The 14,206-nt window shown below is 47.1% G+C and carries 17 protein-coding genes and 3 pseudogenes; all 20 read right to left on the bottom strand.

Annotation, left to right across the window (positions count from 1 at the left end):
• Window positions 1-388 precede the first annotated feature (388 nt).
• Window positions 389-517, bottom strand: a pseudogene (locus DWY95_RS14905) (Maff2 family protein); the annotation flags it as partial.
• 138 nt (window positions 518-655) lie between these two features.
• Window positions 656-1,903 (bottom strand): annotated as a pseudogene (locus DWY95_RS14900) (type IV secretory system conjugative DNA transfer family protein); the annotation flags it as partial.
• A 49-nt stretch (window positions 1,904-1,952) separates the two neighbouring features.
• Window positions 1,953-2,132, bottom strand: a complete 180-nt coding sequence (locus DWY95_RS14895; RefSeq protein WP_243082823.1) for a transposon-encoded TnpW family protein — start codon at window positions 2,130-2,132, stop codon at window positions 1,953-1,955.
• 251 nt (window positions 2,133-2,383) lie between these two features.
• Entirely contained in the window at window positions 2,384-3,715 is a 1,332-nt protein-coding gene (locus tag DWY95_RS14890) for a virulence-associated E family protein (RefSeq protein WP_044987284.1), read from the bottom strand.
• A complete protein-coding gene (locus DWY95_RS14885; protein ID WP_004612911.1) occupies window positions 3,672-4,298 on the bottom strand; it encodes a CHC2 zinc finger domain-containing protein in 627 nt (208 codons plus the stop codon). The genes DWY95_RS14890 and DWY95_RS14885 overlap by 44 nt, the downstream gene beginning before the upstream one ends.
• Window positions 4,299-4,363: 65 nt before the next feature.
• Complete coding sequence (gene mobQ, locus DWY95_RS14880; protein WP_118554103.1) at window positions 4,364-5,956, bottom strand: MobQ family relaxase; 1,593 nt, start codon at window positions 5,954-5,956, stop codon at window positions 4,364-4,366.
• 285 nt (window positions 5,957-6,241) lie between these two features.
• Window positions 6,242-6,547 (bottom strand): DUF3847 domain-containing protein, encoded by a 306-nt coding sequence (locus tag DWY95_RS14875; protein ID WP_004612914.1) that lies wholly within the window; start codon window positions 6,545-6,547, stop codon window positions 6,242-6,244.
• A gap of 86 nt (window positions 6,548-6,633) precedes the next feature.
• Complete coding sequence (locus DWY95_RS14870) at window positions 6,634-7,191, bottom strand: HD domain-containing protein (protein ID WP_004612915.1); 558 nt, start codon at window positions 7,189-7,191, stop codon at window positions 6,634-6,636.
• Window positions 7,192-7,209: 18 nt separating this feature from the next.
• Complete coding sequence (upp, locus tag DWY95_RS14865; RefSeq protein WP_004612916.1) at window positions 7,210-7,827, bottom strand: uracil phosphoribosyltransferase; 618 nt, start codon at window positions 7,825-7,827, stop codon at window positions 7,210-7,212.
• A 200-nt stretch (window positions 7,828-8,027) separates the two neighbouring features.
• Window positions 8,028-8,318 carry a hypothetical protein gene (locus DWY95_RS14860; protein ID WP_004612917.1) on the bottom strand — a complete coding sequence of 97 codons (291 nt, stop codon included), beginning with the start codon at window positions 8,316-8,318 and terminating at the stop codon, window positions 8,028-8,030.
• Window positions 8,296-8,592, bottom strand: coding sequence for a hypothetical protein (locus DWY95_RS14855; RefSeq protein WP_004612918.1), 297 nt, complete (start codon window positions 8,590-8,592; stop codon window positions 8,296-8,298). The genes DWY95_RS14860 and DWY95_RS14855 overlap by 23 nt, the downstream gene beginning before the upstream one ends.
• 109 nt (window positions 8,593-8,701) lie before the next feature.
• The gene (locus DWY95_RS14850; protein ID WP_004612919.1) at window positions 8,702-8,974 is read right to left on the bottom strand and encodes a DUF6809 family protein; all 273 of its coding nucleotides are present in this window, start codon (window positions 8,972-8,974) and stop codon (window positions 8,702-8,704) included.
• A 17-nt stretch (window positions 8,975-8,991) separates the two neighbouring features.
• Window positions 8,992-9,339 (bottom strand): TnpV protein, encoded by a 348-nt coding sequence (locus tag DWY95_RS14845; RefSeq protein WP_004612920.1) that lies wholly within the window; start codon window positions 9,337-9,339, stop codon window positions 8,992-8,994.
• 2 nt (window positions 9,340-9,341) lie between these two features.
• Window positions 9,342-11,729, bottom strand: a complete 2,388-nt coding sequence (locus DWY95_RS14840; RefSeq protein WP_118554102.1) for a recombinase family protein — start codon at window positions 11,727-11,729, stop codon at window positions 9,342-9,344.
• 70 nt (window positions 11,730-11,799) lie between these two features.
• Window positions 11,800-12,342, bottom strand: a pseudogene (locus DWY95_RS14835) (type IV secretory system conjugative DNA transfer family protein); the annotation flags it as partial.
• Window positions 12,339-12,797: a PcfB family protein gene (locus DWY95_RS14830; protein WP_118554101.1), complete on the bottom strand. Its 459-nt coding sequence runs from the start codon at window positions 12,795-12,797 to the stop codon at window positions 12,339-12,341. The pseudogene DWY95_RS14835 and the gene DWY95_RS14830, both read right to left, overlap by 4 nt.
• Window positions 12,798-12,826: 29 nt before the next feature.
• Window positions 12,827-13,273 (bottom strand): DUF3846 domain-containing protein, encoded by a 447-nt coding sequence (locus tag DWY95_RS14825; protein WP_118554100.1) that lies wholly within the window; start codon window positions 13,271-13,273, stop codon window positions 12,827-12,829.
• A complete protein-coding gene (locus DWY95_RS14820) occupies window positions 13,197-13,397 on the bottom strand; it encodes a hypothetical protein (RefSeq protein WP_118554099.1) in 201 nt (66 codons plus the stop codon). The genes DWY95_RS14825 and DWY95_RS14820 overlap by 77 nt, the downstream gene beginning before the upstream one ends.
• 41 nt (window positions 13,398-13,438) lie before the next feature.
• Window positions 13,439-13,678, bottom strand: coding sequence for a hypothetical protein (locus DWY95_RS14815; protein ID WP_117553877.1), 240 nt, complete (start codon window positions 13,676-13,678; stop codon window positions 13,439-13,441).
• Window positions 13,679-13,688: 10 nt separating this feature from the next.
• Window positions 13,689-14,159 (bottom strand): hypothetical protein, encoded by a 471-nt coding sequence (locus tag DWY95_RS14810; protein WP_118554098.1) that lies wholly within the window; start codon window positions 14,157-14,159, stop codon window positions 13,689-13,691.
• Window positions 14,160-14,206: the final 47 nt, after the last annotated feature.

Here is a 14,206-nt window from a genome sequence, read left to right as displayed (position 1 = left end):
TATTTTTTACTCCTTTTCTGGATTAAATCATTGTATCACATCAGTTTTAGGAAAGCAAGTACCTAAAAGAAATTTTTCTTCCCCTTATATGTAACAATCATACCGGCTTCCTAGCGTTCAGAATGTTTTCTGCTGTCTGCTGTGGTGTTTGGTTGGAATTGTCCAACCAAAAGCCGATCCGTGGTGTTGTCTGCATTTTACTAAATACAAATTCAATGTATACAGAAAGATATAAGGAGTGGGAGGGATTCCGCCGTAGTTGGCATTGTAGGAAAATCCAAAAGTTTAGATTTTCCCACAATGCTTATCTTTTGGTCTTTGGTTCGGAATAGTGTAGTGCTGGCGGTCTATCTCTTGTTTTCGGTTGCTTGCTTCCTTACCGTACATGAGCATTGGAGCCGGGGTTGTCGTTGCCGTAACCTTCCAGCAGGTTGATGGCACCCCAAACGCCGAGACCGGCACCCAGAGCGACAACCAGAGTCTGAAGAACTTCGATAGCAGAGTTAAAGAATTCCATAGTCGTTTCTCCTTTATAAATGAAAGTTGTAGACCGTCCGTACACACCTGAAGCTGCATAATGAAGCCGCAAACTGCGGCGGGAGTGGGCTTGCTGGTGTACCTCTCTGGTCAGGATAAAATAAAACCGCCTACCGGATCAGGCAGACGGGAGCGAATCAGCGTCCAGCACGAGAAACTCATCTCCGGGCTGGATTTTTTCTTTGCGGTTCAGATATTTTTCAATATCGAAGGTGTTTTTGGGGTCGTAGTCCGAGGTCAGCTTGTAGTTGGGGTGCTGGGTTAAATCGTACTTGTCCGAGAGGAAAGGGCGCACACCACGCAACTGCAAGATGCACTTGCCGCCGTCCAGCACCGCCAGCTCGTCCCGGCTCAATAATTCGTGCCCCATCTTTTGGAACGTGGTGCCATAGCTTGGGCTGTTGCCACGGGTGTCCGAGGTGTTGAACGCATCAATCGTTTCTTTGCCCAGCATTTCAGACAGGTCTTTCAGGGTGGTAGGTTCGGAGCCGCCGAGGAAAATCTGGCTATCCATGTTGCCCACAATGGTATCTGCGTTGTCCTTGTAGATGGCTTTCAACTGGCTTCTCGCCTGCAAAACAAGGCAGGCAGAGATCTCACGGCTGCGGATGGTGGCTACCAACTTTTCCAGATTGGGGATCTGCCCGATGTTGGCACACTCGTCGATCAGGCACCGCACATGGATGGGCAGCTTGCCGCCGTACACATCGTCGGCTTTGTCACACAGCAGATTGAAAAGCTGGGTGTAGACCATCGAAATCAGGAAGTTGAAGGTGGAATCCGTGTCCGACATGATGAGGAACAGCGCCGTTCTCTTATCGCCCAGCGTGTCCAGTTGCAGCTCATCGTACATGGTGAGGTCACGCAGTTCTTGGATGTCGAAGGGAGCTAATCTGGCACCGCAGGAAATCAGGATGGATTTTGCGGTCTTGCCGGCAGCCAGCTTGTAAAGTTTGTACTGCCGCCCGGCAAAGCTGTTGGGCTTCTTTTTTGCCAGTTCCTCAAACAGCAAGTCCACCGGGTTCTGGTATTCCTCGTCATCCTCCAGCACCTGCATGGTGTTGAGCATTTCTAACAGTGTTGCAAAATTCTGCTCCTCCACCGGGGCTTCATAGTGCAGATAAGCGATCAGGGCAGTAAGCAAAAGACGTTCGCTTTTCTCCCAAAATGGATCGCCGCCGCTGCCTTCTCCCTTCGTGTTGGTCATCAGGGTCGTGACCAGTTTCAGAATGTCCTTTTCACTGTGAACATAACTGAACGGATTATAGTGCATCGACTTTTTGAAGTTGATAGTGTTCAGGATTTTTACCTTGTAGCCATTCTTCAACATGGCCTGCCCACATTCGAGAACTATCGTTCCTTTCGGAAGCGTTTCGTCAAGATAGAAAACGGAAAAGTCACAAATTATTTTCAATTCAGAAATTCGCCGCTTTCACATCATCACGCATTAACCGCGTCATCTTGTCCTCTAAGGTGTCCTTGCTTTCCTTGCTGAAATGAACGCCGATAACATAGGTGGTGTTTCCCATTCTCATGTTGAATGTTCCTACCGGGGTTGCCTTGTGTGCTTTTGCTGTGGTTGTGTTCTGTGTCATGCAATACCTCCTTGAAATGGAAAAAGCCAGACAGGGTGTGTGGTCGGCAACGAAGTCCGGCAACGGACTTCAAAAAACCTCGAACATAGTCCTATCTGGCTTATTTACTATTTTTACTTTTTTCTTTGATTTCTCCGTTGCTTTTGTTGCCAGAGAAGAAAATCCCTTGTAAATAAAGGACTTTTAAGAGATTTGCCCTGCAACGGACTTGACAACGGGGTAGCAACATAGTCGGCAACACGGTCATTTTTTCAAAACGGTAATTCCATCTGTCGGGCTTCTTCCTCGGTCAGTTCACGAAAACCGTCCGTCAGATTTGAGCCTGTTGCCGATGGCTCGTTGTCGGGCGGTGGTATGCGTTCCCACCCTCGCTGTCTGCCATACTTGGCAAAGCTGCGTGGATTGGAAAACGGTCTCCATCCCTCAATGCTGTTGTTCATGATTTCATTGATTTCTCGGATTTCCCATTGCTTCGGCTCATCAAAAGGGTGGTTCAGAGCTTCTGCATAGATCAGCTTGGAGCAGACCTGTGTACCTTTGAAGTTATCAAGGAAAGACTGGATCAGTCCTGCTTTCGTGTCCTCCGGCATAAACTGCTTTTGCAGTTCTTTCAGTTCCTTGTCCATATCCTTTGATAAGGTCAGCTTTACAGGGAAGTTCTGATAGATGAACATGACTTCTGCCCACATCATATCAATGAACGCTCTGGATGCGGCTTCATCTTCCAGAATGTGAATCTCTGCATTTTCAGGGTGTACCATGATAGGCAGAAATCTACGGTTGCCGCTTCGGTCAAGGGGTAGAAAGTCCATCGTGTTGGAAGAACCTCCGAACACACATTGTCGCAAGCGGTCTGCCGGATGGGTTTCATACGGCACTTTATAGGTTTCTTTCGCCCTGCTGATAAAGGACTTAATATCCTCAATGCTCTTGGCATTGGCTGTGGCAATCATTTCCGACATTTCGATAATCCAATGCCCCTGCATTTTACGGTACACATTGTCATCGTCAATCTTTTTCAGGTCATCGGAGAACCATTCATCTTTGACTGCCAGCAGACGGAAGAAAGTGGACTTTCCTGCACCCTGTCCACCCACAAGGCAGAGCATAACTTCAAACTTACAGCCGGGTTTGAACACTCTGCTGATTGCTCCCAACATGAACAGCCGTAATGCCTGATAAGTGTACTCGCCTTCCTCTGCTCCGAGAAATCGGGGCAAGGCATAGCGGATGCGTTCTGTTCCGTCCCATTCCAGACCGTTCAGATAATCTCGGATAGGGTGGTACTTGTTGCTGTCAGCGATAATGGAAAGGGCTTTCTGTATTTTCTTCTCGCTGGTCAGACTATATTTATCTTCCAGATAGAGCATGAGATAATTTAAGTCCGTGTCGGTCAAGGTCGCTGTCTGCTTGCTCCACCAAAGCGGCTTCACAATGTCGATACGCTCGGTAAGAATGTTATATCTGACAGCACCTTGCAGAACGGGGTCATTCTGAAAAACGGTCAGACAGTTGCGTATGCTGTTCTTGATTGCTCCGTTATCGGTCAAGTCCAGACTTCCTCTGACTTCTTCCACGGTCATGCTCGGCTGTGTGTCCTGCAATTCGCTGTTCAAGTTTCATCACCTCTTTTCTCTGCTCGGCTACAAGAGCTTTCTTTTCTTCGGGAGTGTCATAGAGAAGAATATCCAGCAGGTATTCGATATAGCTTTTCTTCTCCAATGCTTCCACAAAAAGCGGGTGCCACACTTCATCCGTCCGTTGCGGTGCGTATTGCTTTTCCCACTTCCTCAGAAGATGGAAGTAATCGGACAGCACCTTGTAGCAGTGATTTTCTTCCTGCTGATATTTCTGCTCCGGGGTAGGCTCTCGGATTTTCGGTCTGATTGACGGTTTCTGTCTGCTGTCATAGCTGATACCAAAATCATCAGCTATCTTCATGGCGGCTTCTTTGCTCGGCAAGCCAAACAGTCGGGAAACAAAGTCAACTGCGTCTCCATCTGCCTGACAGCCAAAGCAATGAAAGCGGCGGTCAAGTTTCATGCTGGGGTTCTTATCATTGTGAAAGGGGCAGACCGCCATTCCGTTTCGTCTAATACGGATTCCATAGCGTTCTGCCGCCTGTCGGGTTGTTACATTCTGTTTTACTGCTTCAAATAAATTCAATAGGCATTTCCTCCTGAAATAGAAAAAGCACCTGCTATTTTCCAAATGAAAACGGCAAGTGCCTGTTAAAGTTCCATATCCTGTTTTTTCTGCTTGGGTGCTTTCTGCACCTGTTTCTGTTTCTTCTGTTCCTGCTCATACTGCAAGCGTTCTTTGAGAGAATGCTTCGGCTCTGGCTGTTTCTCTCCCGTCTGTTCCGGCGATAGAACCTTGCTAACCCAGTAGCGAATATCTTTCATCGGCTTCAATTCTTCATTGACTGCGGCAAGCTGTTCTTTCAGATCAGCGTGAGTAGTCCGCAGACCGTCATATTCTTTTTGCAAGGCTTTCAAATCCACATTCAAATCAGCACCATGCTTTTTCAGAATGCGGTATGCCTTATTAAAAGCGGTCAGCTCGTCCTTATGACTTTCGACATAGGCTTCCTTTCGGATTTTCCAGCCGATTTTGATATACTTGTCATGGACTGCTTTATGCTTTTCACAATCAGCAACGGCGGTCTGAATGGCGGTAATGGCTTTCATGCGGTTAGCGGCTTTCTGCATATCTTCACGAATGGCAGTAGCCTTTTCACTCACCCCTTGCAGGGCAATGTCCAAATCTTCCAGCGTGAAAAGCTCATGCCGTTGTAGATAGACGGTCGCTTGGGAAATGGTTTTCAAATCATCGGTCGTGCCTTTCTGCTGTCCGTATCTCGACCATTCGCTACGCTCTGCCTTTCGCAGATTCAGATAATCACGCAGTAGAACGGCAAGGTTCGGAGAAGCATTTTTCTTTTCCGCTTCATTTTCTGCAATGACTTCTTTGGTGGCTTCCAGAATGTCAGCAATCCAGTCACGCAGACTTTTGATAGTGCTGCGGATAGCGTTCATCATGCGGTTGGCGGCTTTAATGTCTCGGTTGAGATTGCCGATGTTGGTGGCAATGCCTTTTCGCTCCAACGCAGAGACAGCCGTTCCCATGTGGACTGTCGGGATAATGTCAAGTCCCTGTCTTTCATAGGAACGCATATCAATCCGTTCTGGACTTCCGGTAAGTTCCAGATATTTGTTCTGAACAATTTCCCAACCATGCCGCCATTCCTCGGCATGGTACTGTTCGTTCCAGTCAACGGTATCTTCCTTATGGCTTTTCCATCTGCCGGATGGGAGCTTGATACGCTCGCCGTTTTCGTCAAGGTCATAAACCTTGCGGCTCTTAGGCATCCATTTTCCATTTTCATCAATGGCTCGCATGGTCAGCATGAAATGGCAATGGGGATTGTGTCCCGGCGGATCGGGGTCATGGATTGCGAAATCACAACACATTCCCTTTGAAACAAACTGTTCCTCGCAGTATTCTTTGACCATCTGCGGTAACAGCTCCATCGGGACTTCTCTGGGCAGGGCGGCAACAAACCGTCTTGCAAGCTGTGAGTTCCATTGCTTTTCGATTTCTTCAACGGAGTTCCAGAGGGTTGCTCGGTCTGCATATTCGGGTGGAGCATTTGGGGGCAGCATGATTTCCGTATAGACCACTTCTTTTTTGCAAGTGTAATTCTTGGTTTTCTGGTCATACTCGGAAAACAGCTTTTCTCCGGCTTGGTAGGCAGCTCCGGCAACCGCAGAGTTGCCTTTGCTTCGCTGAGTGATTTTGATATTGAAGTGGGGTACTGGCAATTTGTGTGAACCTCCTTTCGGTGCAAAAAAATGACCGATACTTTTCAGCAGCGGTCAGGTGGTGGAATATAAACTTGCTGTCGGGGAATGATTGCTTGCAATCGTTTCCCGGCGGCAAGTCCACAAAGGGGTAGTTGGCAAAGCCAACGCAGGGGAAGTGTAGCTTCCCCTGTATGATTGGAGCAGACTGCGGAAATCATCAGCTCCCTGCAAGGGGCTTTCGGCAGAACGCAATGCACAACCTTTAGGTGGTGTATAATTGCGCCCTTTTTCCAAAAGGGTCTTTTAGCTCCCGTTCGGCTGCCCCAATTCCTTTCGGTTCGCAATCAGCAAATCCAACTTCTTTTGAACCGCTTCGCTGTGAAAGATGAAAGTCAAAAGCTCCATCACATCATCATCGGTCAGAGTGGTCGGCTCTTTCAAAAAGGTTTCCAACATTCCGGCACGAGTGCAAAGGCGGTGGGTTCGCTCACTTCGGGTCAACCTCTTTAATTCGCTCTGCAATCGCTTTTCCTTGTGCATGGCTGCGGTCAGCTTTCGCTCGACCACATATTTCTCACGCTCCAATTTTTCCAGTTCTTCTTTACTCATAGACAAGCTCCTTTCGCAATAATGGATAAAACAAAAGCGACCAACTTTTTACGGTTGATCGCCTTTGGCTTAGACAATACTTATAACTATTTTTCTATCTTTGCAAGTGTATCCTCTCGTATAGCTTGTCGTAATGTAGTAAGATATTCTGAAAAACTCACTCGGTCATCTGCATAAGTCAAATTTAATTTATACTCTTTCGGAATCCATGTAGATAAATCAGAAGCGTTATGCTGAATTAAAGCTTCCAAGCTATCAATAGCTTTATATATCTTAGCTTCGACAGTTTTTCTTTCTGTCATCTCATTATATAGAGCTTTCATTTCTTCTGCATAATAAGACGGTAACGTATCTATCCAGTTAAATAGTAAATTTTCTTCTATATCCTCATGCACTTGCTTTTTATCAAAGGTAGGAATGTCTCCTGTAAAGCATTCACCCAAATCATGAATAATACACATACGAATAACTTTATCCATATCAACATCTGGAAACTCATCCCGCATAAAAAAAGCCATCAGCGTCATCATCCAGCTATGTTCTGCTACACTCTCGTGTCTTCCTTTCGATGTATAGCAATGCCTTGTCGTATCTTTTAAACGCTCAGCGACACTTAGCGCATTTAATAATTCTCTGGAATTCATAATTTTACCTCCACATTATCAAATTACATATTCATTTTCTCTTACTCCATATAATCTATCTCCGGTATCTCCATTATACGGCAGTAAATACCCATCTTCTCTAATTCCGTCTGCCATATGGACTAAAAATAGCTTCACTTCTGGATGCTCCTTAAAAATTCGTTCTATTCCAGATTGACATCCGAACATTGCCATAATAACTACATTTTCATCTTTGAAACCATACTTTTTCATGTGTTCCAGTGTTTTCAAAATGCTACCAGCTGTAGCAAGTGCCGGATCTGTGATAAAAACTCTTTTACTTTCTGGTTCTTTTATCTGTTCAAATTCATCCCAAGCAACAAATGGTTTTAATGTATGCAAATTACGTCTCATGCTAATTCGTGCAACATCTGCTTTAGGCAACCTTTTTGTCAATCTATTTGACATAGACATTCCTGCTCTCAGTATTGGGATAATTACAGCATTTTCTCCAACATCATTTTTAGACACGGCATATGTTGATAATTCATCTGTTAAATCACCAAGTAACTTTGCATATTCTTCTCCAACAACGCTTAAATCAAAATAGCCTGATACTCTATTGCGTTCTTCGTATGGTATCATAACGAATAAATTAGGATGCTTATAATTCATATCAAAATCCTTCTTTCCGTATACAGCTTATGTTTATAATTTATAATTGCAGGACTATGTCCTTACTCGAAGTATATCATATCTGTATTTCTAATTCAACATTGTACACCTCATATAATCTGTATTTTTCAGCTAACAGCCAAAGAAAACATCAAGTGCAGACCCGACATTTTGACCGCAAATCAACCCAAAATGCTACATCATTCCATCTGGCTATTGAAACCGTTTTGCTTGGCGTTCTCGCTTGCTTTTCGTCTGCGTTCCTCGCTGTACGGCGGTTGCAGACGGATAGAAAGTCTGGACTTGTCCAGAAGATAAGTCACACCGCCTTGCTCATGGGATTTTTCCAGTCGGCAGAGATCGGGGTGCTTTTTACTGAACAATGCCAGTCGCTTTCGCAGGCTGGCATTGTAGGTGTAGATACTGGCTGTGTCCTCGCCCTCATTAAAGAGGATGATAGTTTCTTTTTCATACTTCGTCAGCTTCGCCATAACTTTTCTCCATGTGATGATTCCAGTAGCTATCCATAATGACTGCCTTGTGCTGGTAGTATTCCTGCATCTGCAAACGCAGATTGTAGTAGAAACGACGATACCATTTGTCGCACTTCTCGTCACTCAGCTTGACCGACAGCATATAGAACAGTTTCTTTGCCGCCGGATCAGGAGTAAGGGCAGCTACATAACGCAAACGCTCAACCGTTGCTTCACGGTTCGGACAGCCAAAGGTATACAGGGTTTTCATTTCCTTCAGGTTCATTTTCATTCAAAAGTCCTCCTTGATAGTTGATAAAATAAAAGCGACAGATACTCAGAATAGAAATACCTGTCGCTTTGCTCACGATATTAAATTGTTGGTTCTGCACTTGACTTTTTTACTTAAAGTCGGGCAGTTCGTATATCTCTTTCATCAGCAGAACGCCCATTGTAAAACCATACTTGAAATGTTCCTCGGTCTGCATAGTCTGGCAGTCTGCAAAATTGTCATTGAGCTTATCCAGCTTCGCATAATCTTCTTTGCTCAATGTCTGCTCAAAGTATCGCATGATGTCTGCGATTGCCTGTCCTGCTTCCCGAAACTTCTCTGATTTCGGTACTACCGTTTCTGCCGGATAAATCTCTCCATTGAAGATTGCTTCTAAAATCATAAATTCACGCTCCTTTCTCAGCAGTAAATCAGCTCGCCCTTGATGGCTTCCTCAGCCTGTGCAACACAAGCGTTCATCTGGCGAACCCATTCGATTTGATTTTCGGCTTTGAGCTGCTCCGTCACGCCGTATGCCTTTGCAAGCTGTGGCACGATGATTTCCATACGCTTCTTGGCGGTTTCCTCAATCTCCGCACAATGCTCATAGAGAGTTTCATTCAGCACCATGTCGGAGAACAGGACTGGATTAGCCAGTCGCAGATACTCCTTTCGCATCCGTCCCCACTTGCCAAGACGGATATTCGGATTTTTCAGCTTGATGTCGGGGATGTAGTAGTCTCCACATTTGATAAAATTCAGTTCCATATTCAAGCACCTTTCTTTCTGTGATATTCTTCCCTGCGTTTGGCAAGGGTAGTTTCATAGCGTTTGATTGCATCGGGGTCTCCGGCTTCTGCATCGGCTTTCATTTTCTGATAGCTTCTGACAGTAGCTTGGCTCTGATACTTTCGCATTTCAGCCAGCTTCTTTGCTGCTTCTTCATCGGTCTTGGCAAGCTCTACAAGGGCTTCACGCTCTGCCTGTCGCTTGGCAGTTCTTGTCCTCGTGTATTCAGCCTTGCGTTCTGCCATCATAGCGGCATATTCGGGGTCTGCCGCCATGCGTTCTTCCTCACGCTCCTTTTTTCGCTGTCTGGCTACGGCTTCTTTTTCTTTCAAGGCTTGCCATTCCTCGGCGGCTTTCGGGTCTGTCTTGGCGGCTTCTTTCAGCTCCTTTCGGGAAAGTTTCTTTTGCCTGTTGGCTCGTTCTGTCCGTTTGCGTTCCGCTTCCAGTAGCTTTTCACGCTGTAAGCGTTCCTTTTCTTCCATTTGGGCGATATAGGCAGGGTCGGCTTCTCTGGCTTCCTTGATTTTCTGCTGTCTGCGGTGGTTTCGCTCACGCTGCAAGGCAAGTTTGCGTTCATATTCAGCAATAGCTTCCGGGTCTCCGGCTTCAACAGCTTTCATCAATGCTGCTTTTTTCTGTTTCTGAACCTCTGCGGCTCGTTTCGCCTTTTCCTGCTTCTTTCGCAACTGCTCGGCTTCGATGGCGGCAATGCGTTCTTCTTCGGAAACAGTTTCAACAGGGGGATAGTAGTTGCCGATGAAGTTGAAATAAATGTCGATATTCTGCTGACGGTAAACGGTGCGACCACCTGTGGCTTCGTGGACTTCCACTCTGTCAATAAAGGCATAGAGCATGGTGTCCGTCAGTTCCTCGCAGTTTCGGTACTTGTTGACTAAGGCGATAAAGCGGTTGGTGTCGATTTTCTCAACTTCTTCCTCTTGTATCTGTCCCTGCAATTCCTCAACTCGTTTTTCCAGCATAAGCTGTTCTTCATCGTACTGCTGTATCATTCGCTGTGCCTGTCGCTCCGGCAACAGACCGCTGATGGCACTGTCATAGAGCTTCTGTATCTTTGCATCCAGTTCAGCCATTCGTTTCTTGGCTTCGTCAATTTCCTGCTGTCCGTTGTTGGCTGACTTGGATTTGCTCTCATTCCATACGGTCTTGAGCTGGGAAATAAACTCTGCTTCGTTCTCAATGACATATTGGCTGACCGCTTTGATTGCCTGCAAAATCGCCGCTTCCAGAGCAGAGGTTTTAATGAAGTGGGAAACACATTCATTGTTCTGATTTCGATAATTGCCACATTGAAAAGCAGAATCGGAATCATAATGTTTTCCGCTTTGCCTTGCTTCGGGGCTGATGAATCCCATTCGTGAACCACAATCCGCACAATAGATCATGCCGGACAAACGGTGGGAATAAGTTCCGTTTGCGGCTCTCGGTTTTGCACGAACACGGAGCTTCTGGGCAATGTCCCATGTGTCTTGGTCAATGATGGCTTCGTGGGTATCGGGGAATATCATCAGTTCTTCCGGCGTTGCGGCTCTGCGTTGCTTTGTCTTGAAGTTCTCACAGATGGATTTGCCCAACACGGTATGACCGAGATATTCCTGCCTGTCCAGAATATGACCAATCGTATTTGCGTTCCAACGGTAAGGGTCGCTGAAGCTCCTGTTTCTGCAATTTTCGGGGAAATACTTTGCCGTATATGCAGATGGTATCAGCACCTTTTCTTCGGTCAGTTGTTCCGCAATCGCCGTCACGCCCATACCTTGACAGGCAAGACGGAACACCTTTCTGACGATTTCAGCAGCCGGTTCATCCACAACAAGGGTCTGCTTATCTCCGTTGATACGCTTGTAGCCATAGGGGATAGCACCGCTGCACCTTAGTCCCTCTTTCATTCTGGACTTAAAGACAGCCTTGATTTTGTTGCTGGTGTCTTTGGCGTACCACTCGTTCATGATATTCAAAAACGGTGTGAAGTCATTTTCGGTTGGCTTGGCACTATCCACATTGTTGTTGATAGCGATAAAGCGAACACCCTTTTTCGGGAATACAATCTCTGTGTAATAGCCGACTTGCAGGTAATTTCTGCCAAACCTTGAAAGGTCTTTTACTACCAGAGTGTCCACCCGTCCGGCTTCGATTTCTTCCAGCAGGGCGGTAAAGCCGGGGCGGTTGAAATTCGTGCCTGAGTAGCCATCGTCATAGAAATGGCGGATATTTCTCAGTCCCTTTTGTCGGGCATATTCTTCGAGATACTTTTTCTGATTTAGGATGGAGTTCGATTCGCCAGCCTGTTCATCGTCTCTGGATAATCGCTCGTATAGAGCTGTGATTTTGATTTCTTCTTTCTTTGCCACGGTTTTGCCTCCCTTCTGTATGTAATTAGCGTTGATAAAACGCTACCTTTTTCTATCTTGGTATATTGTAACCTTTCGGATCTGTAACCACGAATGATACCGGAAAATTCTTGGAATCACATTGCAGCAGATTCGGCTTGATAAAGAACCTTGTCTTACCGCTGCCGGAGCCGCCGACTACCAGCACATTTTTGTTCCGGGAGTTCTTCGGATCAGGTGGGCGGTTGGACATCATCAGGCGTTCTGTTTTGGTGAGGATGATATTGTCCTCGAACTTTGGAGCCATGAACGGCTCGATATCTTTTGGTCCGCCCCACCGGGCAGAGCCGTACTCCATGCCGTGACGGTACTTCTTGGCGTTTTTGCCTTTCAGGTACACCGCCAGCCGCATTCCAGCGCCGCAGCACAGACCAATGAACAAGTCAAATAGGTGCAGACTGGGCAGCGGATTTGAAAATGCAGCCGGGAGCGTATCCATCAGCGATACGATTTTGTCGCCAAGTTCCTTACCCGCAGCCAGCCGCCATGCCTCGCCCAGATTGGTGGCCAGCAAGCCAATTACCACATAGGGCAGATAGAGCGCCAGCAGCTTGGAAAGCTTCTTTTTGCTCATAGGCCACGCTCCTCCTGCTTGTGCCGCACTTTGTCCGGCAGATTTGCGATAGTCTGTGCCAGATCGTGCAGCTTTGCCAGCACGGAAGGACGCTTGGTTTTATCCAGCACCGATGCCGAATATTCCTTGAAAGCTGCGCTCAAAGCGTCAGTGTCCTGTGCCTTGAAGTAGATCAGATACCGGGGCGGCTTGCAGGACAGGTCTTTCTGGATGGAGTAGTCGATGTGATATCGCTTGGCATAACGGTCAAAGTCCTTGATGCCAGTTTTCTGGATCTCCACATTGGTCACGCCACGGTTCTGCCGTACCAGCCGCTTCATGGACTGCTTGCCCTGCGAAGCGTGCTTATCGTACTGCCGTAGCAAAAACTGCATCCCACGCAGCAGGGTGCGGGCAGACAGTTTTGTGGTCGAGATGGCAAGGTTGACCGTCTTATGCTCGATTTCTTCCTGCATCGTTACCACCTCCTGTGCAGAAAATCGCCTTAACGGTCATGTTCCACCGGGGGCTTACTCACAGCCTTTTCTGCATCACTCTGAACTGATTCATCCGGAACCGAAATGACCATCAGGCGACGCCCCAGAGGGAGAAAGGCTTCGGGTTGATGGAATTCTTCTTCATACTTCTGCGCCAGCTCCGGGGAGAGCGATACAAAATCTTCCTCGCCCAGACCTACCACCAGAAAGGTTCCGGCAACGGTGTCGTACATCTGCCCGTCCTCGTCCCACAGGGCACGGTTCAGCGGCAGACCCATGAGCTTGCCGTCATCGTTGTAGACGATGGCAACCGGATCTTCAAAAGGATAGCTTGCGCCGATGGAGCCGCCCACCGCCTGCTGCAAGGCTTTCAGGTCGTTATCGATCTCGACCTGCTGCGGATACTGTCCCGGTGCAATTTTCAGCACCGACAGGGTGTTCTCGTTCTGCTCCATTATCTTCCTCCTCGAATTTGATGGTGATCTCCTGCCCGGCACGAGCGGCATTCATCAGTGCGGCGATGAAAAAACCACAAAGGGCACCAGCTTCAAAAATGATAAACGAATAAATAAAATTCATAACAACCCTCCTACATTGACTGAACTGTGAGAAAAAATCTCTCAGGGAGGACGAGGAACGCAAGATGCGATAACGGTATGCTTAGTGGAAACATTGGCATGAGTATGCGGTGCGGCATCGGTAGAAAAATAGTCGTACAGAGCATCCCGCAGAGAATGGAAGCAACAAGCATGGTAGTCGTGCAGACGGAGAACCAGAATCTTCAAAACATCAACGGCGGAACAGTAAAAGTCCTCCGTGACTTCTGCGAAACTCGCATAGCAGGTCATTTCAGTATCCATACTGCACCTCTCAGTCAATGCAGATGCAGACCATCTTCTCGCGGCCAGCCATCAGAGAAACACTGTTCTCGCCCAGATAACACTGAATCAGGTACAGGTCGGCGGTGGTAAGTGCAACAAAATTGCCATCGGTGTCGTAGCGTACAAAGATGACTGCGCCGGACAGGTAACGCTTGCCAGCCAGCGTAATGACCTGACGAGGATCGTAGCAGAGTGCCAGCGGCACATCTTCGCTGATGCTGTAGCAGGAATCAGTTTCATCGAAGCAAGGCAGGTAACTGCGAACGTTCGCCAGCGGGGTGATGGTCAGTTCGATCTCCGGGGCAATCACGGCGGCGTAAACTTCATCATCGCCGAGCTGCCGCTCCAGCACATCGCTCATCTTGTTGAAGAAGTCGGTCACAGCATTGTCCATGTGGTTGATTTTCTGGTTCATGGCTTCGATGGTCTTTGCGGTCTTGAGATCAATGGTAGTGTTCATAGTGCTTTTTCTCCTAATTTTTGCAAAAAAGAAAGACCCGGTTGGGT

This window comes from Faecalibacterium sp. AF28-13AC (assembly GCF_003478405.1).
Taxonomy (GTDB): domain Bacteria; phylum Bacillota; class Clostridia; order Oscillospirales; family Ruminococcaceae; genus Faecalibacterium; species Faecalibacterium prausnitzii_E.
The sequence above is the reverse complement of the archived record's forward strand: the minus strand, read 5'-3'. Positions and strand labels throughout refer to the sequence as shown.

Coding starts and splice junctions, on each gene's coding strand:
- DWY95_RS14815 (WP_117553877.1), bottom strand. CDS start 13,678: ATGGATACTGAAATGACCTGCTATGCGAGTTTCGCAGAAGTCACGGAG.
- upp (WP_004612916.1), bottom strand. CDS start 7,827: ATGAATTATAAGCATCCTAATTTATTCGTTATGATACCATACGAAGAA.
- DWY95_RS14855 (WP_004612918.1), bottom strand. CDS start 8,592: ATGAAAATGAACCTGAAGGAAATGAAAACCCTGTATACCTTTGGCTGT.
- DWY95_RS14850 (WP_004612919.1), bottom strand. CDS start 8,974: ATGATTTTAGAAGCAATCTTCAATGGAGAGATTTATCCGGCAGAAACG.
- DWY95_RS14895 (WP_243082823.1), bottom strand. CDS start 2,132: ATGACACAGAACACAACCACAGCAAAAGCACACAAGGCAACCCCGGTA.
- DWY95_RS14820 (WP_118554099.1), bottom strand. CDS start 13,397: ATGAATTTTATTTATTCGTTTATCATTTTTGAAGCTGGTGCCCTTTGT.
- DWY95_RS14825 (WP_118554100.1), bottom strand. CDS start 13,273: ATGGAGCAGAACGAGAACACCCTGTCGGTGCTGAAAATTGCACCGGGA.
- DWY95_RS14830 (WP_118554101.1), bottom strand. CDS start 12,797: ATGCAGGAAGAAATCGAGCATAAGACGGTCAACCTTGCCATCTCGACC.
- DWY95_RS14860 (WP_004612917.1), bottom strand. CDS start 8,318: ATGGCGAAGCTGACGAAGTATGAAAAAGAAACTATCATCCTCTTTAAT.
- DWY95_RS14845 (WP_004612920.1), bottom strand. CDS start 9,339: ATGGAACTGAATTTTATCAAATGTGGAGACTACTACATCCCCGACATC.
- DWY95_RS14870 (WP_004612915.1), bottom strand. CDS start 7,191: ATGAATTCCAGAGAATTATTAAATGCGCTAAGTGTCGCTGAGCGTTTA.
- DWY95_RS14875 (WP_004612914.1), bottom strand. CDS start 6,547: ATGAGTAAAGAAGAACTGGAAAAATTGGAGCGTGAGAAATATGTGGTC.
- DWY95_RS14810 (WP_118554098.1), bottom strand. CDS start 14,159: ATGAACACTACCATTGATCTCAAGACCGCAAAGACCATCGAAGCCATG.
- DWY95_RS14890 (WP_044987284.1), bottom strand. CDS start 3,715: ATGACCGTGGAAGAAGTCAGAGGAAGTCTGGACTTGACCGATAACGGA.